Below are 23664 nucleotides of genomic sequence, written 5' to 3'. Positions count from 1 at the left end.
GGATGGTGGTACGGGAGCCCCCGGGCCGCCCGCCGCCTGGCGTGCGGGCGGGCCGGGGGCGCCGGGGTCAGGACGTGGTCACGGTGAGGGTGCCGTCACCGTAGGACCGCTGGCTGCCGCGGACGAGGTAGGCCGCGGTCGTCGGCGCGGCGCCCGCGGTGGCGTTCGCCGGGACGGTGACGGGGATCTTCATGTTGGCGCCCTGGCCGGGCTTGAGCGCGGGCACGGTGACCGTGGGGGCGCTCCAGCCGGACGGCAGGGTCAGCGAGACCGAGCCGGGGGGCAGGTCCCTGTCGTTCTGGCTGACGACGCGGACGGTCACCTCGGTGGTCCTCCCGGCGGGCAGGGACGCGGGCGGGGTGACGGTGACGGGCGCGCACACGCCGCCGAGCCACTGCACGTCGAAGGAGGAGTAGGTGATGTGCTGGTAGTTGGCGCGTTCCCAGAGCAGGCCCACCCGGTCGTTGCCCGCCGTGCCGCTGCCGAGCGGGGTGAGGGTGGAGTAGGCGGCGGCGCCGGACTCCACCGTCTTGCGGACCGGCCAGTTCTGCCCGTTGTCGCAGGACAGGCGGACGGTGAGGTTGCTGCGGCTGCTGGTGGTCGCCGTGTTGCTGAACATCAGCCACTGGGCCCGGGGATGGGTGGCCGGCACGTCGGGTGCGAAGCGGGCGACGGAGCCGTTGTTGGCGGGGTCGGGCAGCTCCTTGTCCTGCTGGAACGGCGTGTAGGTGACGCCGCCGTCGGAGGAGTAGGCGACCGTGCGGTAGGGGGCGGAGCGGTTGTTGAGCATGATGCGGCCGTCGGACAGTTCGACGGTCTTGTTCTCGTCGCCGCCGGGTCCGACGGGCGTGCCCATCCGCCAGGTGGCGCCGTGGTCGTCGCTGTAGGCGCTGACCGCGTAGTTGGCGCCGTTGTTGCGGATGGCGTACTGCTGGATCAGGCGGCCCTTGTAGGTGCCGTTGCGCACCTGGATGCCCTCGCCGGAGGCGGCGAACATGCCCGCCCAGGCCGGGTTCTTGATCTCGGCGGTGATCCGCTCGTGCGTCCAGGTCAGGCCGTCGTCGTCGGAGTAGCTGTAGTCGGCCTGGAGGACGTTCGGGTCGCTCTCGTCGTTGCCGGTGGCCGAGCCGAAGAAGCCCTGGTTGACGGAGGCGGCGTAGAAGACGAAGACGCGGCCGGTCTCGCGGTCGACGAGGAGGCTGGGGTCGCCGAAGCCCTTGGGCGCGGCCTCCTTGCGGACGACCTGCTGGGCCTGCCAGGTGGCGCCGCCGTCGGTGCTCCGGCGCAGTACCACGCCGAGGTTGCCGGGCAGGTCACCGAGGGTGGGGCGGGCGTCGTAGGCGGCGAGCAGGGTGCCCTTCGTGGTGCGGGTCAGGGCGGGGATGCGGTAGTACGGCGAACCGGTGCCGGCGGTGGCGATGTCCTGCGAGACGAGCGTGCCCGGGGCGGGGGCGGCCTGCGTGGCCGGGTGGGCGGCGGGGGTGCCGCCGGCCAGGAGGGCCAGGGCGGCGCTCGCGGTGGTGACGGCGAGGGTGGCTCTACGCTGCATGAACGTGCCTCTTCTCGGTGAGGGGTCAGGCGAGCTGGGGATCGTGCAGGGTGGAGACGCCGGGGTCGGCGGGCCGGGAAGTGGAGAACAGCGCCCGTACCCAGGCGAGTTGTGCGCGCCGGTGGTGTCCGGCGCCGCCCTCGTGCCCGTTGAACTCGTAGACCCGCAGGTCCTTGGCGCCGCCGTAGAGGTGGTAGGCGGCGAAGCAGGTGGAGGGCGGGCAGACGGCGTCCATCATCGCGATGGAGAACAGGGCCGGGGCGGTGGCGCGGGCGGCCAGCAGGGCCGCGTCGACGTAGGACAGCGTGGTGAACACCGTCTCGACACGGTCGCGGTGCAGGCTGAGGTACTCCGCGATCTCGGTGTAGGGCGGCGCGCCGGCGATGAGTGCCCCGCGGCGGATGTCGCACAGGAACGGGGTGTCGGGCATGACGCCCGCGAGGCCGGGGAGGAGTCCGGCGACGGCGAGCGCGATGCCGCCGCCCTGGCTGTGTCCGGTGACGACGACCCGGTCCGGGTCGACGGCCGGGTGGGCACGGGCGGCCTCGGTGAAGCGCACGGCGTCGGTGTGGACGCGACGGTAGTAGTGGTTCTCCGGGCTGTCCACGCCCCTGGTCAGGAAGCCGGGGACGTCACCGTTGAGGGACACGGTGTCGGGGGTGTCGCCGCCCGCGGTGGACCAGCCCTGGCCGCGGGTGTCCATGATGAAGTGGGCGTAGCCGGCGTTCGCCCAGATCAGCTGCTCGTGCGGCAGTCCGCGGCCGCGTCCGTAGCCGAGGAACTCCACGACGCAGCCGAGCGGGCCCTCGGCCCCGGCGGGCAGGTGCAGCCAGCCCCGTACGGGTTCGCCCGCGAAGCCGGGCACGGTCACGTCGTAGGTGGTCACCTGGGTGAGGCCCGTGTCCTCGCGTACGAAGCTCGGGGTTCCGCCGGCCGCGCGGGCCGTGCGCAGGGTCCGGTCCCAGAACGCGTCGAGGTCGGCCGGTTCGTCGAGGTCGGGGCGGAGCGCGAGGCACTCGGCCAGGGTGAGGTCCGTCAGTGGCATGGAGGGGGCCCCGGTGAGGTGAGGCGTGCGCGCGGCGCAGCGCTGCGGGAGAAGGTAAGAGCAGACGTCTGATGTCTGCTGTGTTGGGAATCTAGAGACCGGGATCTCGGCCGTCAAGTTCCCCTTCCCGCCGCGGGACTGGAGGGCGACCTGTCTCGCGGCGGTGGGGGCGCCCCCTGGACCGGAGCCGCCCCCACCGTGGAAACGCCTGGTCAGCGGCGCGCCCGGGCCTCCGCGATGCGCTGCCGGACGGGCTCGTAGTGCTCACTCAGGGCCGCCGCGAACTCGGCGGGATCGCGGTCGCGGACGGCATCCACGATCCGCTGGTGGTTGGCGATGGTGGCCGCCTCGTGCTCGTGCGTGAAGACGTCGAGGTGCGGGGCGACAATGACGTAGACATCCCAGAAGGCCGTGGACAGCTGGCCGATGAGGTCGTTGCCGAGCGGGGCGAGAAGGAGGGTGTGGAAGGCGCGGTCGGCCTCGACGAAGCCGTGCCCCTCGCCGGCGCCGGCCCGGCGCATCTCGTCGACCAGCCCGGCCAGCCGGTCGATCTGCTCGTCGCTGAGCGCCTCCACGAGCCGCTCGGCCATGCCCCGCTCGAACAGCTCGCGCACCTCGACGAGGTCACTCATCACCTGGAAGTCGTCGTCCGGGCTGAGCAGCCCGCGGAACGCCAGGCTCTCCACCAGCGCGGACAGACTCAGCCGGCCTACGTAGGTGCCGTGCCCGTGGCGCACCTCGACGATGTCGAGCGCGGTGAGAATCCTGATCGCCTCGCGCACGCTGGATCGGCTGGCACCGAGCGCCTCGCACAGGGCGGGCTCGGTCGGCAGCGGGTCGCCGGGGCGTAGCTCGTTGCGCAAGATGTACGACTTGATCCCGTCCACGACCTCCTGGCGCAACGGCTGCCGCACCGCCTTGGGTTCCGGTTCGGCACCCCGAATCGCCCTTTGTCCCACCGCCACCTCTTGACCCCTCTCCCTTGCCCGGCTACGTTCCCACGCTATCAAGCATCAGACATCAGACGTCTGACGCAGCCGGCGAGATACCTTTCACGCCGGACCGTCGTACAGAATCAGCCATTCCGCTTCCTCGCCCGTCTTTGACTCCCGCCAGGAGGGTTCCTTGACGCCGCGCAGCGCAACCGGCGTCGACCGCCGCACCTTCATGAGATACACCGGCGCCCTCGGTGCGGCGACCGCCATCACGGCGGGCCTCTCCGCGTGCGGCGGCCCGAGCAGCACCGGTGACGGCTCCGACGGCTCCGGCAGCGGCTCCGACACCATCGAGGCGGGCCTGTCCTACCCCCTCTCCACGGGCTTCGACCCCATGATCACCTCCGGCGCGACCCCGTTCGCCGCCAACATGCACATCTTCGAGGGCCTGGTGGACCTCGACCCGGCCACGCTGGTCGCCCGTCCGACGCTGGCCACCGAGATGCCGAAGAAGATCAACGCGACCACCTACCGGGCGACCCTCCGCAAGGGTGCCACCTTCCACGACGGCTCGCCGGTGACCGCCGAGGACGTGGTGTTCAGCTTCGAGCGGGTTCTCGACCCGAAGAACGCCTCGCTCATGGCGCAGTTCGTGCCCTTCGTCGACCAGGTGACCGCGGTCGACACGGCGACGGTCGAGTTCAAGCTGAAGTACGCCTTCGCGCTCTTCCCCTCGCGGATATCCGTGGTGCGGATCGTTCCGAAGAAGATCGCCGGCGCCGACGCCAAGGCCTTCGACGCCAAGCCGGTCGGCTCGGGTCCCTACCGCTTCGTGTCGGCGGTCCGCGAGGACAAGATCGTCATGGAGGCGTACGACAAGTACAACGGCCCGCACCCCGCCAAGGCCAGGAAGATGGTCTGGCACCTGATCTCCGACCCGTCCGCCCGGGTCAGCGCGCTCAAGTCCGGCCGCGTCCAGGCCATCGAGGACGTGCCCTACATCGACGTCAAGGGCATCACGGGCAAGGACACGGTGGAGTCCGTCCAGTCCTTCGGCCTGCTCTTCCTGATGTTCAACACCAAGGACAAGCGCTTCGCCGACAAGCGGGTGCGCCAGGCCCTGCACTACGCGCTCGACACCGAGAAGATCATCTCCACCGCCCTGCTGGGCAACGCCGAGGCCGCCACCGGCTACGTGCCGGCCACGCACCCCGACTACCGCAAGGCCGCCACGGTGTACGGCCACGACCCGGCCAAGGCCAGGAAGCTGCTCGCCGACGCGGGGGTGGGCAAGCTCTCCTTCACACTGCTGCTCACCGACAACGGCTGGGTCAAGGACATCGCGCCGCTGATCAAGGAGAGCTGGGCCGCGGTCGGCGTCGAGGCCAGGCTCGACATCCAGCAGTCCGCCGCGCAGTACGCCAAGATCGACAAGGGTGACTTCGAGGCCCTGGCCGCGCCGGGCGACCCGTCCGTCTTCGGCAACGACGCCGACCTTCTGCTGCGGTGGTTCTACTACGGCTTCTGGCCGGAGAACCGCTACGGCTGGACGGGCGCCCCCGCCTACAAGAAGGTCAAGTCGCTGCTGGACAGGGCCGCGGCGGAGCCGGACGAGGCCAGGCGCAAGGCCCTGTGGGCACAGGTCACCGACACGGTCGCCGACGAGGCCGCCCTGTACCCGATCCTGCACCGCAAGCTGCCCACCGCCTGGCGTGAGGACGCGCTGACCGGGTTCAAGCCGCTGCCCACCACCGGGCTGTCCTTCGTCGACGTCGGCCGCGCCTGACCCGCACGCCTCGGCCGACGGGCCGCCGCGCCGTGACGGGCGGCGGCCCCCGCCCCAATCGCTAGGAAAACCACGATGGTTGCTTTCCTCCGGCTCGCGCTGCGCCGCGTCGCGATGATGCCGGTGATGATCCTCGGCATCGCCCTGCTGGTCTTCGTCGTCCTGCAGTTCTCGCCGGCCGACCCCGCGTACAACGCCCTGGGCGACAGCGCGAGTCCCGAGGCGCGTGCCGCGTTCGCCGAGGAGAACGGTCTCGACGACCCGCTGCCGGTCCGGTACTTCGCCTTCCTCGGCGATCTGGTGCAGGGGGACCTCGGGGTCACCGTGGCCCCCAGCCAGCCGGTCGCCGACCGGATCGCCAACGCGTTCCCGCTCACCCTCCAGCTGACGCTGCTCGGCCTCACGCTGGCCGTCGTGCTGGCCCTGGTCCTCGGCGTCACCAGCGCCGTGTACCGCGACAGCTGGCCCGACCAGGTCTTCCGGGTGCTGTCGATGATCGGCATCGCCCTGCCCTCGTTCTGGATCGGTGTCCTGCTCATCCAGCAGTTCGCGCTGAACATGCCGGTCTTCCCGACCGGCGGCTACGTCAACCCGGCCGACTCCTTCTCCGGCTGGCTGGAGAGCCTCGCCCTGCCCGCCGTGGCCCTCGCCCTGCCGGTCGCCTCCTCGCTGGCCCGGCTGATCCGCACCTCGATGGTCGCCGAACTCGACCGGGACTACGTGCGCACCGCCCGCGGCAGCGGCCTGCCGCCCTTCATGATCATCCGGTCGGTGCTGCGCAACTCCCTGATCACCCCGCTGACCGTGCTCGGCGTCAAGGTGGGCTACATGCTCAGCGGCGCCGTCGTCATCGAGGCGATCTTCGACCTTCCCGGGATGGGCAAGCTGATCCTCGAAGGCGTCAACGGGGGCGACGTGGGGCTGGTCCAAGGCACCGTGCTGACGATCGCCGTCGCGTTCCTCGTGGTCAACGTCGTCGTCGACCTGCTCTACCTGCTCGTCAACCCGCGCATCAGGACGGTGTGATGTTCGCTCCACGCTCCCTCGCCGAGCGGCTCCGGCCCGGCACCCGCCTGCGCCGCCTGCCCGTGCCCTCCCGGATCGCGCTCGCGGTCCTCCTCGTCGTCGTGGTGGGCGCCGTCTTCGCACCGCTGCTCACCCAGGACCCGCTCGCCACGGGCGTCCCCGCCCAGCCCCCGGGCGCGGAGCACTGGTTCGGCACCGACCGGGCCGGCCGCGACGTGTTCGCCCGTGTCGTGCACGGCGCCCGCTACTCCCTGGTCATCGGGTTCGGCGCGACCCTCCTCGCGCTGGCCATCGGCTCGTCCCTGGGCGCCCTGGCGGCCACCTCGCGGAAGTTCGCCGACGAGTCGGTGATGCGCACGCTGGACGTCGTCATGTCGTTCCCGCCGATCGCGCTGGCCGCCGTGCTGGTGGCCGTGTTCGGAGCCAGCGTCCCGGTGATCATCTTCACCATCGCCTTCGTGTACTCGCCCTCGCTCGCCCGGGTCGTCCGGGCCAACGTGCTGGAGCAGTACGGCGAGGACTACGTCGCCGCGGAGCAGGTCATCGGCGCCCGCCGCCACTACATCGTGGCCCGGCACGTCGCCGTCAACTGCGCTGCGCCGGTGCTGGTGTTCGCGACCGTCATGGTGGCCGACTCGATCATCTTCGAAGCCAGCCTGTCCTTCATCGGCGCCGGCGTGCAGGACCCCGACCCCAGCTGGGGCAGCGTACTGGCCTACGGCCGGCAGATCCTGCTCTCCGGCGGCTGGTGGGCGACCCTCTTCCCGGGCTTGTGCCTGCTGATCACGGTGCTCGCCCTGAACGTCCTGTCCGAGGGCATGACGGACGCCGCCGCCTCCCCGGACAGGACCCGCACCGACGGCGGCGACACCGTCGAGAAGATCGCCGCCGCCGAGCCGGCCGCCGACCGGACCGCCGCCGACGCGGCGCTCACCGAGCTCGCCACCCGGATCGAGGCAACGGAACCCGCCGTGCCGCCGCTGGCCGAGGACGCCGCCGACCTGCTCGTCGTACGCGACCTGTCCGTCCGCTTCCCCGACCGCTACGGCGACATCCCGGTCGTCGACGGCATCTCCTTCACGGTCCGCGAGGGCGAGACGCTGGGACTGGTCGGCGAGTCGGGCTGCGGCAAGTCGATCACCAGCCTGGCCGTCATGGGACTGCTGCCGCGCAACGCCGAGGCGACGGGCGAGATCCTCTACCGGGGCCGCGACCTGCTGAAGCTGACCCCGAAGGAGCGCCGGGCGCTCATGGGCCCGGAGATCGCCATGGTCTACCAGGACGCCATGTCGTCGCTGAACCCGTCGGTGCTCATCGGCACCCAGCTCAAGCGGCTCACCTCCCGGGGCGGCACCCGCACCCCGGCCGAACTGCTCGAACTGGTCGGCCTGTCCCCCGAGCGAACCCTGCGCAGCTACCCGCACGAGCTCTCCGGCGGCCAGCGCCAGCGCGTGCTCATCGCGATGGCGCTCTCCCGCAGCCCCCGGCTGCTGATCGCCGACGAGCCGACCACCGCGCTCGACGTGACCGTACAGGCCCAGGTCGTCGAGCTGCTGGTGCGGCTGCGCGACGAGCTCGGCTTCGCCATGGTGCTGGTCTCGCACGACCTCGCCCTGGTCGGCGACCTCGCCCACCGGGTCGCCGTCATGTACGCCGGGCAGGTCGCGGAGGCCGGAGACACCCGCGCCCTGCTCACCGACCCGGCGCACCACTACAGCCGGGGCCTGCTGGGTTCCGTCGTCTCGCTGGAGGCGGGAGCCGAGCGGCTGCACCAGATCCGCGGTGTGGTGCCCGCCCCGAAGGCCTTCGGCCCCGGCTGCCGGTTCGTCTCGCGCTGCACCGCCGCCACCGAGCTGTGCGCCACCACCCCGCCGCCCGCCACCGACCGCGGCGACTCCCCCGACCACCTGTTCGCCTGCCACCACCCGGCGCCCATGCGCCGGTCGGCCAAGTCGCTGGAGCGTGCCCGATGACCGGCCCCGAGGAAACCATGACCGACCCGCTGGTGCGGCTCGACGGCATCCACGTCCGGCACAAGGCGCGCAGCGGAGGCATCCTGCGCCGGGACGCCGTGCACGCCCTGACCGACGCCTCCCTGGAGGTGCGGCGCGGCGAGATCCTGGGGCTGGTCGGCGAGTCCGGCTGCGGCAAGTCCACCCTGGCGCGGGTGGTCACCGGGCTCCAGCGCCCGACCGAAGGCCGGGTGTCCTTCAAGGGCCGGGACCTGTGGGAGATGCCGGCCGCAGAACGCCGCACCCGCTTCGGGGCGAGCGTCGGCGTGGTCTTCCAGGACCCGTCGACGGCCCTGAACCCGCGCCTTCCCGTGCGTCGCATCCTGCGCGACCCGCTGGACGTCCACGCCCGGGGCACCCGCGCCTGGCGCGAGGAGCGCGTCGAGGAGCTGCTTGACCTGGTGGGCCTGCCCGGACACACCCTGGGCGCGCTGCCCGGCCAACTGTCCGGCGGGCAGCGCCAGCGGGTGGCGGTCGCCCGCGCTCTGGCGCTGGAGCCGGAGCTGATCGTCGCCGACGAGCCGACCAGCGCCCTGGACGTATCGGTGCGCGCGCAGATCCTCAACCTCCTGGTGGACCTGCGCGCCCGGCTCGGCCTCGCGATGGTCTTCATCTCGCACGACGTGCAGACCGTGCGCTACCTGGCCGACCGGATCGCGGTGCTCTACCTCGGCCGGGTGGTGGAGGAAGGCGCGGCCGCGCGGGTCACGGGCGACTCCCGGCACCCGTACACCGAGGCCCTGCTGTCGGCCACGCCCAGCCTGCTGGAGCGGCCCGAGCGGATCGTGCTGCACGGTCCGGTGCCCTCGGCGACGAACCCGCCCTCCGGCTGCCCGTTCCGCACCCGCTGCTGGAAGGCGGACGACGCCTGCGCCGCCGCGTTCCCGCCCGCCTCCACCGCCCCGGACGGCCACCGCTGGCACTGCGTCCACCCGCAGCCGGCCGCCGAGGACGCCGCGGTCCCGGCCACCCGGGCCGGCTGACCGGACGCGCGCCGCCGGGACCGGGAACATCGCCGGTCCCGGCGGCGTTGGCGCTGACGGCGAAGGAAAGGCGGAGTCGTGCACGGTGAGTACAAGGTCCCCGGCGGCAAGCTCGTCGTGGTGGACGTGGACGTGGTGGACGGGGTGCTGCGGCACGCGCGCGTGGCGGGCGACTTCTTCCTCGAACCGGACGAGGCGCTGGACGCCGTGAACGGCGCCCTGGAGGGCGCCCCGGCCGACACCGACGCCACCGGTCTGGCCGCGCGGATCGAGGCCGCCCTGCCCGAGGGGACCGTGCTGTACGGGCTCACCGCGGAGGGCGTGGGGATCGCGGTGCGCCGGGCGCTGGCGCACGCCACCGACTGGACCGACTACGACTGGCAGCTCGTCCACGAGGGCCCGCAGCCGCCCGCGCTGCACATGGCGCTGGACGAGGTGCTGACCCACGAGGTGGCCGCCGGGCGGCGCCCGCCGACGCTGCGGGTGTGGGAGTGGGCCTCCCCCGCCGTGATCATCGGCAGTTTCCAGTCGCTGCGCAACGAGGTGGACGCCGAGGGCGCCCGCCGGCACGGCGTCGAGGTGGTGCGCCGGATCTCCGGTGGGGGCGCGATGTTCGTGGAGCCGGGCAACACCATCACCTACTCGCTGTCGGTGCCGCAGGCGCTGGTGCAGGGCCTGTCCTTCCAGGACAGCTACGCCTACCTGGACGACTGGGTGCTGGGCGCGCTCGGCGACATGGGCATCCGGGCCTGGTACCAGCCGCTGAACGACATCGCCACCGACCAAGGCAAGATCGCGGGCGCGGCGCAGAAGCGGATCGTGGGCCCGGACGGCGCGCCCGGCGCGGTGCTGCACCACGTGACGATGTCGTACGACATCGACGCGGACAAGATGCTCGAGGTGCTGCGCATCGGCAAGGAGAAGCTCTCGGACAAGGGCACCAAGAGCGCGAAGAAGCGGGTGGATCCGCTGCGCCGGCAGACGGGGCTGCCGCGCGAGGCGGTCATCGAGCGGATGATCGAATCCTTCCGCACCCGGTACGGGCTGACGCAGGGCAAGGTGACGGACGAGGAGCTGGCGCGCGCTCAGGAACTGGCGCGGACGAAGTTCACCGCACCGGAATGGGTCGCGCGGGTGCCCTGACGCTCAAATCCCCCTATTCGCAGAGGAACTGCGGCAAGCGGCCGCCGATGCGGAACCTCGCGGTCACCGCGTGCCTACGGAGCGAGTTGAGCCCTTCCGCACCTTGACGAAGCGTGTGACACTGGCGTCCCGTCCGCAGTGCGGACCCCCTCCGCACCGTCCCCCACGAGAAGTGCGCCGTGCGTTCCTTTCCTCTGCCGATCGCCCTGACCGCCCGTCTGTCGCCGGTGGTCGTCCTCGCCGCGGCCGGATGGGCGCTGTCCTCCGGCCCGCTGGCCACGCCCGAGGCCTCCGAGGACAAGCCGACCGGGAAGACCGCCTCGCAGCAGTCGCCCACCGCCCCGTCCGAGACGCAGGCGGTGAAGACGTACGCCGCGGCGCCCGAGCCGTGCGACGCGCTGTCGGCGAAGACCGTCAAGTCCCTTGTGCCGGGCGCGAAGGCGGCCGGCAAGGAGATACCGTCCACGGACTCCGACCTGCGTCGCACCTGCTCGTGGAACGCCCTCAAGGGTTACGACTACCGCTGGCTCGACGTGTCGTTCGAGATCCTGGACTCCGACGAGGCCGCGGAGAAGTCGTACAGCGGGCGCCTGGCGGAGAAGAGCGGCGGGGGCGCCGTCCCGGGCGTCGGGAACGCGGCGTACTCGGTCGTGAACCTCACCACCGAGGACAAGCAGGACACGCGTGAGGGTGTCGTGGTGGCGCGGGCCGCCAACGCGCTGGTGATCGTCACGTACAACGGCAGCGACTTCGAGTCGAAGGGCGCTCCGGACACGGAGGAGATCAACAAGGGCGCGATCAAGGCCGCCAAGGAAGCGGTGGCCGCCCTGCAGAAGACACAGGGCTGAGGCGCGGGGCTCGGGCGCGGGGCAGCCCCGGAGCCACATCCGGAACCGATGGTTCCGTGACATCTGTCACAGCCCGTTCCCGATCTGACCGTGTCGCTTAGTAGACGGGGCCGCGGCGACATGGGGGACTTGTCCGTCTTGACGGGAAAGCGGAACCGGCCCGCACGGGTGGCGGGCCGGTCGTGATCGGGAGGCCCGTGCTTCGTCGCCGCAGGGCGCTTTCTGACGTGACGTCAGACGCTCCCCGCACCTTCCCGAGGGCCGGTCGGCATGGTCTCCCGCCCGTCGCAAGGCCCTCCACGGTCTACGAAGCCGAGTAGTACGTGAGGCCTTTGCGCCCCGCGCCGGGCCGTCCCAAGAATGACCAGCCTCCGCACACCCAGGGGTGAGGTCACGTATGGGAATCCATCGCCAGCAGAAGAAGTACCGGCGGACGGTCGTCACCGCGATCGCCGTCGGCGTCATCGGCATACCCTCCGTCGCCATGGCCTGTACCGACTGGCCGGACGGCGGACAGCGGGAGGACCGCGCCACCTCGGTGCCGTCCGTCGGCGAGGACCGCTGGGACGGTCCCGGCTGGTACAGCCGCTGGAGCAGCCAGCACGCCGGCGACCCGTCGCCGGTGGCCTCCGGCTCCCCCAGCGCCTCCGCGAGCCCTTCCCAGGACGCGCGTGAGCAGCACGGCGGCAAGCCCTCGCACAAGCCGAAGAAGAAGGCCACGAAGCCGGCCTCCGCGGCCCCCTCCACCACCACGGCGGCCCCGAAGCCGGCCACGGCGTCCCCGAAGCCCTCGACAGCCGCTCCCGCGCCCACCACCACCGCGCCGAAGCCCACCACCGAGGCCCCGAAGCCGACCACCGCCGCGCCCAAGCCCACCGCCACGGCGTCCGGCGCCGTCGCCCGGGTCGTGGAGCTGGTCAACCAGGAGCGCGCCGAGGCCGGCTGCGCCCCGGTGACGGCCAACTCCACGCTGAACACGGCCGCCCAGCGGCACAGCGAGGACATGGCGTCCACCGGCACCATGTCCCACACCGGCTCCGACGGCTCCGACCCCGGTGAACGCATCACCCGCGCCGGGTACGCCTGGAGCACCTACGGCGAGAACGTCGCCTACGGCTACTCCACCCCGGAGCAGGTGATGCAGGGCTGGATGACCAGCCCCGGCCACAAGGCCAACATCCTCAACTGCTCGTTCAAGGAGATCGGCGTCGGCCTGTCCGGCACCTACTGGACGCAGGACTTCGGCACCGCCCGCTGAGGCCGTCGGCGTACCGCCGGGACGCGGCGGCGGGTGCTCACACCCGCCGCCGCCCCGCCATCAGCGCCACGTACACGACGAGGGAGGCCGCGAGGCCGACCGCCCAGCCGTAGTCCGCGAGGGGCTTCAGGAACGGGATGAGGCCGTCCTCGGGGAAGGGCCCCTTGCCGGGCGCCGAGTGGGAGCCGCCCACCGCGAGCACCCCGCCCATCACGAAGGCGACGACGGCGTGCACGTTCCAGCCGGACGTGTACCAGTAGCGACCGCCCGGGGTGTACAGGTCGGTGAGGTCCAGCCGGGTGCGGCGCACGACCCAGTAGTCGGCGATGAGGATGCCGGCGACCGTGCCGAGCAGCCCGCCGACCAGCCCGAGCCAGGTGAAGATGTACAGCTCCGGCGTCTCGGTCAGCTTCCACGGCATGATGACCACGCCGACCACCCCGGTGATCAGCGCCCCCGTACGGAAGGTGATGAACTTCGGCGCCAGGTTGGCCAGGTCGTACGCCGGTGACACCACGTTCGCCGCGATGTTCACGGAGATGGTGGCGACGAGCACGGTGATCAGCGCGAAGAGCAGCCCGAAGACGTTGTCGGTCTTGGCGGCCAGCTCCACCGGGTCCCAGACCGCCGCCCCGTAGACGGCCTGCGAGCCGGAGGTGACGAACACCGACAGCAGCGCGAACAGGGTCATGGTGGTGGGCAGTCCGAGCGTCTGCCCCCACACCTGGGCGCGCTGTCCCGCGCCGAAGCGGGTGAAGTCGGGGATGTTGAGGCTGAGCGTCGACCAGAAGGCGATCATGCCCATCAGGGACGGGAAGAACACCGGCCAGAAGTCGGCGCCCCAGCCCAGCCGCGACGGCTGGTCGAGCAGCGGGCCGAGACCGCCGGCCTTGTTCGCGACCCACACCAGCAGCACCAGCGCGCCGACGATGACGAACGGCGCCGCCCAGTTCTCGAACCGGCGCAGCGCCTCCATCCCCCGGTAGATGATGGCCAGTTCGAGCGCCCAGAAGAGCACGAAGCACACCCACAGGGTCCACGGCTGGCCGCCCACCTCGGACGCCTCGGCCCAGCCGCCGAACAGCTTGCCGAGCAGTACGAAGATGCCCTGCCCGCCGATCCAGGTCTGGATGCCGAACCAGGCGCAGGCGACCGCGGCCCGGATCATGGCGGGCAGGTTGGCGCCGCGCAGCCCGAAGGAGGCGCGGGCCAGCACCGGGAACGGGATGCCGTACTTGGGTCCCGCGTGACCGGTCAGCAGCATCGGCGCCAGCACGATGACGTTGGCCAGCGCGATGGTGAAGACGGCCTGCTTCCAGTCCATGCCGAGCGCGACCAGTCCGGACGCGAGCAGCCAGGAGGGGATGTTGTGTGCCATCCCCACCCACAGGGCGGTGAAGTTGTACGTGGTCCAGCGGCGTCGGGCCAGCGGGACCGGCAGCAGGTCGTCGTTGACGAAGCGGGCGTCGGTGAGGACGGCGCCCGGCGGAAGCTCGACGCGTCCCGCCGGGTCGGGTATCGGGTTCTCCGGGGGCGCGGGCGGGACGGTCGCGGTCATGGGCGTGCCTTTCGCGGTGGTGCCGGTTCAGTCTCCGAGTGCCGGGATGATCTCCGCGCCGTACGCGTCGATCGTCGTTTCCTGCGCGTCGTGCATGTCGTACACCGCGAACTGGTCGACGCCGAGGTCGCGCAGTGCGCGGAGCTTCTCGATGTGCGCCTCGGGCGGGCCGAGCAGGCAGAAGCGGTCCACGATCTCGTCGGGGACGAAGTCGGTGGACGGGTTGCCGGCGCGTCCGTGGTGGCTGTAGTCGTAGCCCTCGCGGTTCTTGATGTAGTCGGTGAGCGCCTCCGGGACCATGCCGGAGTGCTCGCCGTAGCGGGACACGAGGTCGGCGACGTGGTTGCCGACCATCCCGCCGAACCAGCGGCACTGCTCGCGGGCGTGCGCCAGGTCGTCGCCGACGTACGCCGGGGCGGCGACGCAGACGGTGACCGCGTCGGGGTCGCGGCCCGCCTCGGCGGCGGCGTTCCGCACCGCCTTCACCATCCACTCGGTGAGGAACGGGTCGGCGAGCTGGAGGATGAACCCGTCCGCCTTCTGCCCGGTGAGCGCGAGCGCCTTGGGCCCGTACGCGGCCATCCACACCGGGAGCTTGCCGTCGCGGACCCACGGCAGGCGCAGCCGCTGCCCGTCGACCTCGGCCTCGCGTCCCTCGGCGAGGTCGCGGATCACCTCGATCGCCTCGCCGAGCCGGGCGAGGGTGTTCGGCTTGCGTCCGGCGACGCGCATCGCGGAGTCGCCGCGGCCGATGCCGCACACGGTGCGGTTGCCGAACATGTCGTTGAGGGTGGCGAAGGTGGAGGCGGTCACCTCCCAGGTGCGGGTGCCCGGGTTGGTGACCATCGGGCCGATCTTGAGAGTCGTGGTGTTGGCGAGGATCTGGCTGTAGATGACGAAGGGTTCCTGCCACAGCACGGCCGAGTCGAAGGTCCACCCGTGGGTGAACCCGTTGCGCTCGGCGCGCTTCATCAGGCTGATCACCCGCGACGCCGGCGGGTCGGTCTGCAGGACGAGGCCGAAGTCCATGCGCTGCGCTCCTAGTTGAGGTACTGACAGGTGGAACGCGGGGTGTAGACGCCGTGTCCGGCGTGCCCGGTGTACTCCCGGTCGGTGACGACCGGGACCCCGCGCGAGAACACGGTCTCGACGCGGCCGGTGACCCGCTTGCCCTCATAGGCCGAGTAGTCGACGTTCATGTGGTGGGTGTCGGCGGACATGACCTGCTCGGCGTGCGGGTCGTAGATCACGACGTCGGCGTCGGCGCCCGGCGCGATGGTGCCCTTCTTCGGGTACAGGCCGAACATCCGCGCGGGCGTGGCGCAGGCGATCTCGATCCAGCGGCGGCGGCTGATGCGCCCGTCGACGACGGCCTGGTGCAGGAGGTCCATACGGTTCTCCACGCCAGGCAGCCCGTTGGGGATCTTGGAGAAGTCACCGCGGCCGAGCTCCTTCTGCCCGCTGAAGCAGAAGGGGCAGTGGTCGGTGGAGACCACCTGGAGGTCGTTGGTCCGCAGGCCCCGCCACAGTGCCGCCTGGTGCTCCTTGGGGCGCAGGGGCGTGCTGCACACGTACTTGGCGCCCTCGAAGTCGGGCTCGGCGAGGTTGTCGGTGGACAGGAACAGGTACTGGGGGCAGGTCTCGCCGAAGACGGGCAGTCCGTCGTCGCGGGCCCTGGCGAGTTCGGCGACCGCCTCGGTGGCGGAGACGTGCACGACGTAGAGCGGGGCGCCGGCGACCTGGGCGAGCCGGATGGCGCGGTGGGTGGCCTCCGCCTCCAGGAGGGCCTTGCGGACCTCGCCGTGGTGGCGGGGGTCGGTCTCGCCGCGGGCGAGGGCCTGCTCGACGAGGACGTCGATGGCGATGCCGTTCTCGGCGTGCATCATGATCAGGCCGCCGTTGTCGGCGGAGCGTTGCATGGCGCGGAGGATCTGTCCGTCGTCTGAGTAGAAGACGCCGGGGTAGGCCATGAACTGCTTGAAGGACGTCACCCCTTCTTCGACCAGGAGGTCCATCTCCTTCAGCGTCTCCTCGCTCACGTCCGAGACGATCATGTGGAACGCGTAGTCGATCGCGCAGTTGCCCTCCGCCTTCGCGTGCCAGGCGTCCAGGCCCTCGCGCAGGGTGTGCCCGACGCTCTGCACGGCGAAGTCGACGATCGTGGTGGTGCCGCCCCAGGCGGCGGCCCGCGTGCCCGTCTCGAAGGTGTCGGAGGCGAAGGTGCCGCCGAACGGCAGCTCCATGTGGGTGTGCGCGTCAACGCCGCCCGGGATGACGTACTTCCCGGTGGCGTCGACGGTCCGCTCGGCGGAGAGGGCCTCGGCGGCGGGGGTGCCGGAAGCGGCGAGCGCGGCGATGCGGCCGTCCTCCATGAGGACGTCCGCGTGGGTTTCGTCGGAGGCGGTGATGACCAGGCCGCCGCGGATGAGTGTGCGGGTGCTCATGTCGGGGTCGCTCCTCCAGGTGGGTACGTGCGGGTTGTCTGTGGCTTGTCGCGCCCGCGCGGCGCCAGCCGCATATCAGCTGCAGCCCCGCGCCCCTTCAGGGCGTTGTCAGGGGGCCGTAGGCGGACGGGTTGCGGTCGCGGTAGAACTGCCAGCGGTCCCGGACCTCTCGGAGTTTCGCCAGGTCCAGGTCGCGGACGACCAGTTCCGTCTCCTTGTCGCCGGCGACTTCGCCGACGAAGCGGGCCTCCGGGTCGACGAAGTAGCTCGTGCCGTAGAAGTCGTTGTCGCCGTACTCCTCGACGCCCACCCGGTTGATCGCGCCGACGAAGTACTCGTTGGCGACGGCCGCCGCCGGCTGCTCCAGCTGCCAGAGGTAGCCGGACAGGCCGCGTGAGGTGGCCGACGGGTTGAACACCAGCTCCGCGCCCGCCAGTCCGAGCGCGCGCCAGCCCTCGGGGAAGTGGCGGTCGTAGCAGATGTAGACGCCGATCCGGCCGGCCTTGGTGTCGAAGACGGGCCAGCCGCTGTTGCCGGGACGGAAGTAGAACTTCTCCCAGAACCCCTTGACCTGCGGGATGTGGGTCTTGCGGTACTTGCCCAGGTAGGTGCCGTCGGCGTCGATCACGGCGGCCGTGTTGTAGAGGACGCCGGGCTGCTCCTCCTCGTACATCGGCAGCACCAGGACGAGGTTCAGTTCCCGGGCGAGGCGCTGGAAACGCTCGACCACGGGGCCGTCGGGGATGCGTTCGGCGTACTCGTAGAAGGCGGGGTCCTGGACCTGGCAGAAGTACGGTCCGTAGAACAGCTCCTGGAAGCACAGCACTTGAGCGCCCTGCGCGGCCGCGTCGCGCGCGGCCTGCTCGTGGACCTGGATCATCGATTCCTTGTCGCCCGTCCAGGCGGTCTGGAAGACGGCGGCTCGGATCACTCGGCTCATCGGGACCTCCGGTCGCTCGGTGTGCAGTGAGCCTAGGAAGCGGACGAGCGCGCTTTGAGTGGCACCGTGTCACGTCTGCCGGGGTGCGGCGTGTCACCGTGTCATCCGCCGACGATCCCATGTGTCACCGCCGTTGCCGCAGGTGGTCGCTCGTTTCAGCGTTGTTGCGCGTCGTGCGCGAGGAGTGCGATGTGCAGCGAGGCGGCCTGTTCGAAGTCGTCCAGGTCCACCCCGAGGCGCGCCTGTATCGCCTCCAGCCGGCGGTACAGCGCCGGCCGGGACACGTGCTGCAGCTGCGCGGTGCGGGACTTGTTGCGTCCGGTCGCCAAATAGGTGCGCAGCACGGGGAGCAGGTCCTCGCCGGGATCACAGAGGAGTCCGGACAGTTCCCGTTCGGCGAACGACTGCACCTGCGGGTCGTCGCGCAACAACCGTACGAGGCCGCGCAGATGGACGTCCCGTAGCCGCACCACGGGGGGCAGGTCGAGGGCGGCCGCGTCGTCGGCGACGGCGTCGGCGACGTGCCGGGCCTCACGCAGCCCGGCGGGCACGTCGTCGAAGGAGGTGCGGGCGGCGGCGGCCGCCACCACGACGTGTTCGTCGGCCGGTTCGGCGCGCAGCCGGGCCGCGAAGTGCGCGGTGAGCGCCTCGGCGTCCTGGTCGCGGGCGAGGCTGAGCAGCACGGCGGTCGCGGTGGCGGACAGTTCGCCCGCGATGCCGGGCAGGCCCAGCAGCCGCAGGGTCCGGTCCAGCGGGGCGGCCCGGCGTCCGCGCACCACGAGCGGCACGAACGTGCGCCGGTTGACGGGGAGTCCGGCGGCACGGGCGCGGGGCAGCAGATGGCGGGCCGGTACGGCGCCGCCGACCAGGTCGGTGAGGAGGCTGAGCGCGGACTGCTCCTCCCAGGAGCAGCCGGCTCCGCCGAGCATGCGGTGCAGCACGAGCGCCTCGGCGGCCCGGTCGGCGAGGAGGCGCCCGGTCTCGGTGTCGCCCCGGTAACCGCACAGCACCAGCCGGCCCCAGGATTCGCCCCGCCCGCCCAGTTCGGCGCGGATCCAGCCGTCGCCCTCGCTGCGGCCGGCCTGCCGGGCGATGCGATCCCAGTCGCGCAGCACGTCGTCGACGGCGGACCGCTCCCCCGCCGTGCCGAGGACACGGTGGGCGAGGTTGGTGACGACGACGGGGCAGCCGCAGTGCCGGGCGATCTCGTCGAGCAGCCGCTGCAGCGGGGCGCCCCCGGTGATCAGCGCGGTGAGTTCGGTGCGGACCGCCTCGGAGAGGCTGACGGCGGCGAACTTGCGGCGCACCAGCCGGGACTGCACCTCTTCGGTCAACTGGGCGAAGGGGAACGGGCGGTGGAGCACCACAAGGGGGAGCTGGCAGCGCTCCGCCGCCCGCCGCATCGCCTCCGGCGGGGACGGGAACGCCCGGCCGAGGCCGAGGACCACGGCGGACGCCTCGGCGCGGTGCAGGGAGCGGACGTACTCGGTCTGCTTGTGCTCGTCGCCGGCGAGCAGCACCCCGGTGGTGAGCACCATCTCCCCGCCGCTGAGCATCACGCCGACGTCGGCGGCCTCGGCGACGTGCACCCAGCGCACCGGCCGGTCCAGCCGGCCGGCGCCGGCCACCACCTCGGGCTCCCCGGCGAGGACCCGCTCCAGGGCGAGGACCTGCCGGACCGAGAGGGCCGGTACCGGTGGCTCCCAGGTGGTCATGGCGGCGTCCTTACGGTGGGTGTGGGGCTACTGGATGCTCCTCAGGGCGTCCTCGAGGATCGCGGCGCCCTCCTCGGCCTCCGCGACGTTCAGGGACAGCGGCGGGGCGATGCGCAGGGCGCTGGTGTCGTGGCCGCCGCCCTTGCCGATGAGCAGGCCGCCGGCGCGGGCCGCCTCCAGGACGGCGGACGCGGCGGCCGGGTCGGCCTCGTCGGTGCCGGGCTTGGTGAGCTCGATGCCGATCATCAGGCCGCGTCCGCGCACCTCCCGTACGGCGGGGACGTGGGCGGCGGCGGCCCGCAGCCGCTCGATGAGCAGGCCGCCGACGCGGCGCGCGTTGCCCTGGAGGTCGTGCTCCAGCAGGTAGTTGAGGTTGGCGAGGCCCGCCGCCATGGTGATCTGGGTGCCGCCGAACGTGGAGATGCTGTTGGCGTCCAGGCTGTTCATGATCTCGGCGCGGGCGACGACGCCGCCGATGGACATGCCGTTGCCGATGCCCTTGGCGAAGGTCAGCATGTCGGGCGGGCCGCCGCGGGCGTGCGCCTGCCAGCCCCAGAAGTGCTCGCCGGTGCGGCCCCAGCCGGTCTGCACCTCGTCGGAGATCCAGAGCACGCCCCGCTCGAGCAGCACCTCGCGGAACGCGGCGTAGAGGCCGTCGGGCGGGGAGGTGAAGCCGCCGACGCCCTGGATCGGCTCGGCGATCAGCGCGGCGGGCGGGCGGGTGTGGCCGAGGATGTCCTTGAGGTCGTCGACGCAGGCGGCGACGAAGTCGTAGTCGTCGAGGTGGGCGAACGGGCCCCGGCTGCGGACCCCGCCGTGCACGTACAGCGTCTGCAGCGGGGACAGCGACGTCGGGGACCAGCCGCGGTTGCCGGTGACGCCGACGGCGCTGAAGGAGCGGCCGTGGTAGCTGTTGCGCATCGCCAGGATCGTGTTGCTGCGCCGGTAGGTGGTGGCGAGCAGCAGGGCGGTGTCGTTGGCCTCGGTGCCGGAGGTGGTGAAGAAGACCCGGGCGTCGGGGATGCCGCTGAGCTTGGCGATCCGTTCGGCGAGGTCCACCATCGGCCGGTTGAGGTAGAGGGTGGAGGAGTGGATGATCCGCCCGGCCTGCTCGGTCACCGCCTTGGTGACCTCGGGCAGGGCGTGGGCGGTCATGGTGGTGAGGATGCCGCCGAAGAAGTCCAGGTAGCGGTTGCCCTGCGCGTCCCAGACGTGGCGGCCCTCGCCGTGGGTGATCTCCAGCGGCTCGTCGTAGTAGAGGGCGAGCCAGTCGGGGAGGACGGCGCGGTGGCGGCTCAGCAGGTCGTCGGTCACGGGCGCACCAGCCCTTCGTAGGCGTCGGGGCGGCGGTCGCGGTAGAACGCCCACTGCTGCCGCACCTCGTCGATGAGGTCGAAGTCGAGGTCCCGGACCACCAGTTCCTCCTTGGTGTCGCCGGCGACGTCGCCGACGAACTGCCCGCGCGGGTCGACGAAGTAGCTCGTGCCGTAGAAGTCGTTGTCGCCGTACTCCTCGACGCCGACACGGTTGATGGCGGCGACGAAGTACTCGTTGGCGACGGCCGCCGCGGGCTGCTCCAGCCGCCACAGGTACGCCGAGAGGCCTCGGTGCGTGGCCGACGGGTTGTACACCAACTGGGCCCCGTTGAGTCCGAGTTGCCGCCAGCCCTCCGGGAAGTGGCGGTCGTAGCAGATGTAGACGCCGACCCTGCCGACGGCGGTGTCGAAGACGGGCCAGCCGAGGTTGCCCGGGCGGAAGTAGAACTTTTCCCAGAACCCCTTGACCTGCGGGATGTGGTGCTTGCGGTACTTGCCGAGGTAGGTGCCGTCGGCGTCGATCACGGCGGCGGTGTTGTAGTAGTGGCCGGGCTGCTCGACCTCGAAGACGGGGGCGACGACGACCATGCCGGTCTCGCGGGCCAGGTCCCGCATCCGGCGCACGGTCGGCCCGTCGGGGACGGCCTCGGCCCAGCGGTAGTGCTCGGCGTCCTGGACCTGGCAGAAGTAGGGGGCGTTGAACACCTCCTGGAACCCGATGACCTTCGCGCCCCGCCGGGCCGCCTCGCGGGCGTGCTCCTCGTGTTTCGCCAGCATGGACTCGGTGTCGCCGGTCCAGGTGGCCTGGACCAGGGCGGCGGTTACGACGTTGGGCATGAGCTGCTGCTCCTTCGACGCGACGTCAGCGCCTCTACGCCCGTAGAGACGGCCGTAGAGGGACGAACGTAAGCCTCTCGGACGGCCTTGCCAAGACCATCGTCGTGCGGCCCGTGGAGTCGATCGTGATTGACACCCCTGTGGGTGAGCGGGACCGGCCGCCGGCCCCCGCTCAGGCGGCCAGTCCCGCGACGCGCAGAGCGTGCAGGACGTCCCAGTGCCGCTCCTCCGAGACAGCCTTTGCGGCCGTCAGGAGCAGGGGCACCAGGCGTCCCGGGTCCGGTGCGGCCGTGCGGGCGGCGTCCTGCGGGGTGCGCGTCCGTACGCACGCGTCGAGCAGGGCGCGCAGCTCGCGGTGGCGGGTGCCGTCGGCGAGGGTGAGGGCGGCGTGCCCGATCTCGTCGGCGGGGCGGACGACGCCCTGCCGCAGGATCTGCTCGCCGTCCTCCGCGCGGCCGCCCGCGGTGAGCGCGTCGGCGGCGGCGACGAGCCGCTCGGCGGGCAGCGTCGCCGCCGTCTCCCACAGCAGGGTCGCCCAGTCGGCGCCGAGCCCGGCGCGTTCCATCTCGGCCGCGAGCAGCGGTAACCGTACGGCGGGCCAGTAGGCGGCCTCGTTCAGCAGCACGTGCGCGTCACCGCTGCGGCCCTCGCGGCGCAGGCGGGTGAGGGTCCGCACGAGGTGCCCGACCTCGTCACGGTCCTCGGCGCCGATCCGCTCCTCGGGCGGCGGCCCGTCGGTCCCCGCCTCCACGGCGGCCCCGGCGAACCGCGCGCCGCGGGCGACGGCGGAGGCGACGGGCAACTCCGGCACGGCGACGGGAGGCGCGACGACGGGCACGGCCCCGTCGTCCTCCACCCCGGCGAACCTGGCGCCCCCGCGGCGCCGCTTGCGGGGAGGGGCGGGGCGGGTGCCTTCGGCGGGTGCGGGCGGGGGGACGTGCTGTTGCGCTGCGCGGAGCTCTGAGGGGATCGGGTCGGGGGGTTGGAGGTGGGTGTGGGGCGGAAGCGGCTGGGTGTCGGTGAGGGGGGTTCGGCCGGTCGCGTCCGGGGTCTCGGACACGGGGTGCCGGTAGCTGGGCTCCGGGGACCGGCCGTGGAGGTGCGCGGCTTCGTTCTGGCCCGGGGCCGGACGGTGGGGACCGGGGACGGCTGACGCCGAGGCCGGGCGGTGCAGACCGGCACCATCTGGCGCCGAGTCAGGCCAGCGGGGGCCAGGGACATCTGGTGCCGAGGCCAGGCCCGGACCCGCCTGGAGCGCGCCCGGTGCCTGGGCGGGGCCACGGCCGTCCCGGACCGGGTGCGGGCCGCCACCCGCGGGCCAGTGGTCCGGTGCCGGGCCGAGGCCCTGGCGGGCGGGCCCCGCCTGCGGCACACCCGGCGCCCGAACGACACCTCGGCCGTCCGAAGCCGGAGTCCGGCCGCCGTCACCCTGCCGGTGCTCCGGTACCGAGACCGGGACGCGGCCCTGGAGGGCGGGCCCCGCCTGCGGCACACCCGGTGTCTGGGCAGCACCTCGGTCGTCCGGCGTCGGCGACGGTACGTGGCCCTGGCGGGCGGGGCCTGGCTGGGGCGCGTCCGGTGACTGGGCGGCGCCTCGGCCGTCCGGGGCCGGGTGCGGGCCGGTGCCCGCGTGGCGGTGGGCCGGAGACGGGCCGTCGCCCCGCCTCTCGGGGGCCGCGTGCGCCCCGGGGACATCCGGGCGGGCCGTCCAGCGGCCCTGGGCGTGGGCGTGGCCCGCCCCATGCGTGCGTTCGTCGAGGGCGGCCGTCCGGGCCGTCAGCTCCGCGCAGCGGGCCGTCGCGCGGCGGTGATCGTCCTCGGCCCAGGCGAGGTCGTTGCCGAGGGACTCCGCCTCCTCGCGGCTGGCCGCGGCGGCGAGCCGGCGGGTCAGGTCGGCCCGGCGGTCCGCCGCGTACCGCTGCTCGCGGAGCATCACGTCGAGGCGGTCGCTCAGCGCCTGCCGCGCGCCGGGGCGCGCGTCGAACGCGGCGGTCGCCCCGGCGTGCAGGGAACGGGAGCGCGGCAGCTCCGCCTCGGCGGCCGCGACGCCGTGGGCGGCGGCGAGATCCTGGAGCAGCGACTCCACCACGTCCCACGGCGGCGGTTCCCGCCCTTCGAGGCACGCCCGCATGCCGTCGGGGTCGCGCTGCCAGAACACCAGGCACCAGCCCGCGTACCGGTCCAGACGCGCCAGCAGATCCCTTAGGTGGTCCGTGAACTCCCGGATGCCGTCCGGGAGTTGCTCCGCAGCCATAGCCAACTCCCGCCA

18 protein-coding genes are annotated in these 23664 nt (G+C 72.3%); 7 read left to right on the top strand and 11 right to left on the bottom strand.

Features of this window, described 5'->3' with window-relative positions; translation table 11 throughout:
- Positions 1–67: 67 nt before the first annotated feature.
- From ACQY0Z_RS25730 to ACQY0Z_RS25720, 3 genes are all read right to left on the bottom strand, one after another.
- Positions 68–1549, bottom strand: a complete 1482-nt coding sequence (locus ACQY0Z_RS25730) for an exo-alpha-sialidase (protein ID WP_439812882.1) — start codon at positions 1547–1549, stop codon at positions 68–70.
- Positions 1550–1574: 25 nt separating this feature from the next.
- Positions 1575–2594, bottom strand: a complete 1020-nt coding sequence (locus ACQY0Z_RS25725; protein ID WP_439812881.1) for an acetylxylan esterase — start codon at positions 2592–2594, stop codon at positions 1575–1577.
- A gap of 212 nt (positions 2595–2806) precedes the next feature.
- Positions 2807–3559, bottom strand: a complete 753-nt coding sequence (locus tag ACQY0Z_RS25720) for a FadR/GntR family transcriptional regulator (RefSeq protein ID WP_439812880.1) — start codon at positions 3557–3559, stop codon at positions 2807–2809.
- A 202-nt stretch (positions 3560–3761) separates the two neighbouring features.
- On the opposite strand from ACQY0Z_RS25720, the gene ACQY0Z_RS25715 reads away from it, so the two are divergent.
- The 7 genes from ACQY0Z_RS25715 (at position 3762) to ACQY0Z_RS25685 (ending at position 12585) form a co-directional block, all read left to right on the top strand.
- A complete protein-coding gene (locus tag ACQY0Z_RS25715) occupies positions 3762–5315 on the top strand; it encodes an ABC transporter substrate-binding protein (RefSeq protein WP_439813381.1) in 1554 nt (517 codons plus the stop codon).
- Positions 5316–5390: 75 nt separating this feature from the next.
- Positions 5391–6341 carry an ABC transporter permease gene (locus ACQY0Z_RS25710; RefSeq protein WP_189902765.1) on the top strand — a complete coding sequence of 317 codons (951 nt, stop codon included), beginning with the start codon at positions 5391–5393 and terminating at the stop codon, positions 6339–6341.
- Positions 6341–8314 (top strand): dipeptide/oligopeptide/nickel ABC transporter permease/ATP-binding protein, encoded by a 1974-nt coding sequence (locus ACQY0Z_RS25705; protein WP_439812879.1) that lies wholly within the window; start codon positions 6341–6343, stop codon positions 8312–8314. The genes ACQY0Z_RS25710 and ACQY0Z_RS25705 overlap by 1 nt, the downstream gene beginning before the upstream one ends.
- A complete protein-coding gene (locus ACQY0Z_RS25700; protein WP_439812878.1) occupies positions 8311–9336 on the top strand; it encodes an oligopeptide/dipeptide ABC transporter ATP-binding protein in 1026 nt (341 codons plus the stop codon). The genes ACQY0Z_RS25705 and ACQY0Z_RS25700 overlap by 4 nt, the downstream gene beginning before the upstream one ends.
- A 78-nt stretch (positions 9337–9414) precedes the next feature.
- Entirely contained in the window at positions 9415–10479 is a 1065-nt protein-coding gene (locus tag ACQY0Z_RS25695; protein WP_439812877.1) for a lipoate--protein ligase family protein, read from the top strand.
- A 179-nt stretch (positions 10480–10658) separates the two neighbouring features.
- Positions 10659–11327: a hypothetical protein gene (locus tag ACQY0Z_RS25690; protein ID WP_439812876.1), complete on the top strand. Its 669-nt coding sequence runs from the start codon at positions 10659–10661 to the stop codon at positions 11325–11327.
- Positions 11328–11724: 397 nt separating this feature from the next.
- Positions 11725–12585 carry a CAP domain-containing protein gene (locus tag ACQY0Z_RS25685; protein ID WP_254587998.1) on the top strand — a complete coding sequence of 287 codons (861 nt, stop codon included), beginning with the start codon at positions 11725–11727 and terminating at the stop codon, positions 12583–12585.
- Between the two features lie 37 nt (positions 12586–12622).
- On the opposite strand, the gene ACQY0Z_RS25680 is transcribed toward ACQY0Z_RS25685, so the two are convergent.
- The 8 genes from ACQY0Z_RS25680 to ACQY0Z_RS25645 form a co-directional block, all read right to left on the bottom strand.
- Positions 12623–14143 carry an NCS1 family nucleobase:cation symporter-1 gene (locus ACQY0Z_RS25680; RefSeq protein ID WP_254587999.1) on the bottom strand — a complete coding sequence of 507 codons (1521 nt, stop codon included), beginning with the start codon at positions 14141–14143 and terminating at the stop codon, positions 12623–12625.
- 27 nt (positions 14144–14170) lie between these two features.
- Complete coding sequence (locus tag ACQY0Z_RS25675; protein WP_189902752.1) at positions 14171–15172, bottom strand: TIGR03842 family LLM class F420-dependent oxidoreductase; 1002 nt, start codon at positions 15170–15172, stop codon at positions 14171–14173.
- A gap of 11 nt (positions 15173–15183) precedes the next feature.
- On the bottom strand, positions 15184–16587 hold the full coding sequence (gene hydA, locus ACQY0Z_RS25670) for a dihydropyrimidinase (protein WP_439812875.1): 1404 nt from the start codon (positions 16585–16587) through the stop codon (positions 15184–15186).
- A 97-nt stretch (positions 16588–16684) separates the two neighbouring features.
- Positions 16685–17527, bottom strand: coding sequence for a nitrilase-related carbon-nitrogen hydrolase (locus tag ACQY0Z_RS25665; RefSeq protein ID WP_026243361.1), 843 nt, complete (start codon positions 17525–17527; stop codon positions 16685–16687).
- 155 nt (positions 17528–17682) lie between these two features.
- Complete coding sequence (locus ACQY0Z_RS25660) at positions 17683–19242, bottom strand: PucR family transcriptional regulator (protein ID WP_254588001.1); 1560 nt, start codon at positions 19240–19242, stop codon at positions 17683–17685.
- A 27-nt stretch (positions 19243–19269) separates the two neighbouring features.
- Positions 19270–20556, bottom strand: a complete 1287-nt coding sequence (locus ACQY0Z_RS25655) for an aspartate aminotransferase family protein (protein WP_439812874.1) — start codon at positions 20554–20556, stop codon at positions 19270–19272.
- Complete coding sequence (locus ACQY0Z_RS25650; protein WP_161107242.1) at positions 20553–21395, bottom strand: nitrilase-related carbon-nitrogen hydrolase; 843 nt, start codon at positions 21393–21395, stop codon at positions 20553–20555. Before ACQY0Z_RS25650 ends, ACQY0Z_RS25655 begins: the two co-directional genes overlap by 4 nt.
- A 172-nt stretch (positions 21396–21567) precedes the next feature.
- Positions 21568–23553 carry a hypothetical protein gene (locus ACQY0Z_RS25645; RefSeq protein WP_439812873.1) on the bottom strand — a complete coding sequence of 662 codons (1986 nt, stop codon included), beginning with the start codon at positions 23551–23553 and terminating at the stop codon, positions 21568–21570.
- Positions 23554–23664: the final 111 nt, after the last annotated feature.

This window comes from Streptomyces sp. P9-2, assembly GCF_051903975.1.
Taxonomy (GTDB): Bacteria; Actinomycetota; Actinomycetes; order Streptomycetales; family Streptomycetaceae; genus Streptomyces; species Streptomyces cellulosae.
This window is presented reverse-complemented; position numbering and strand designations above follow the sequence as displayed.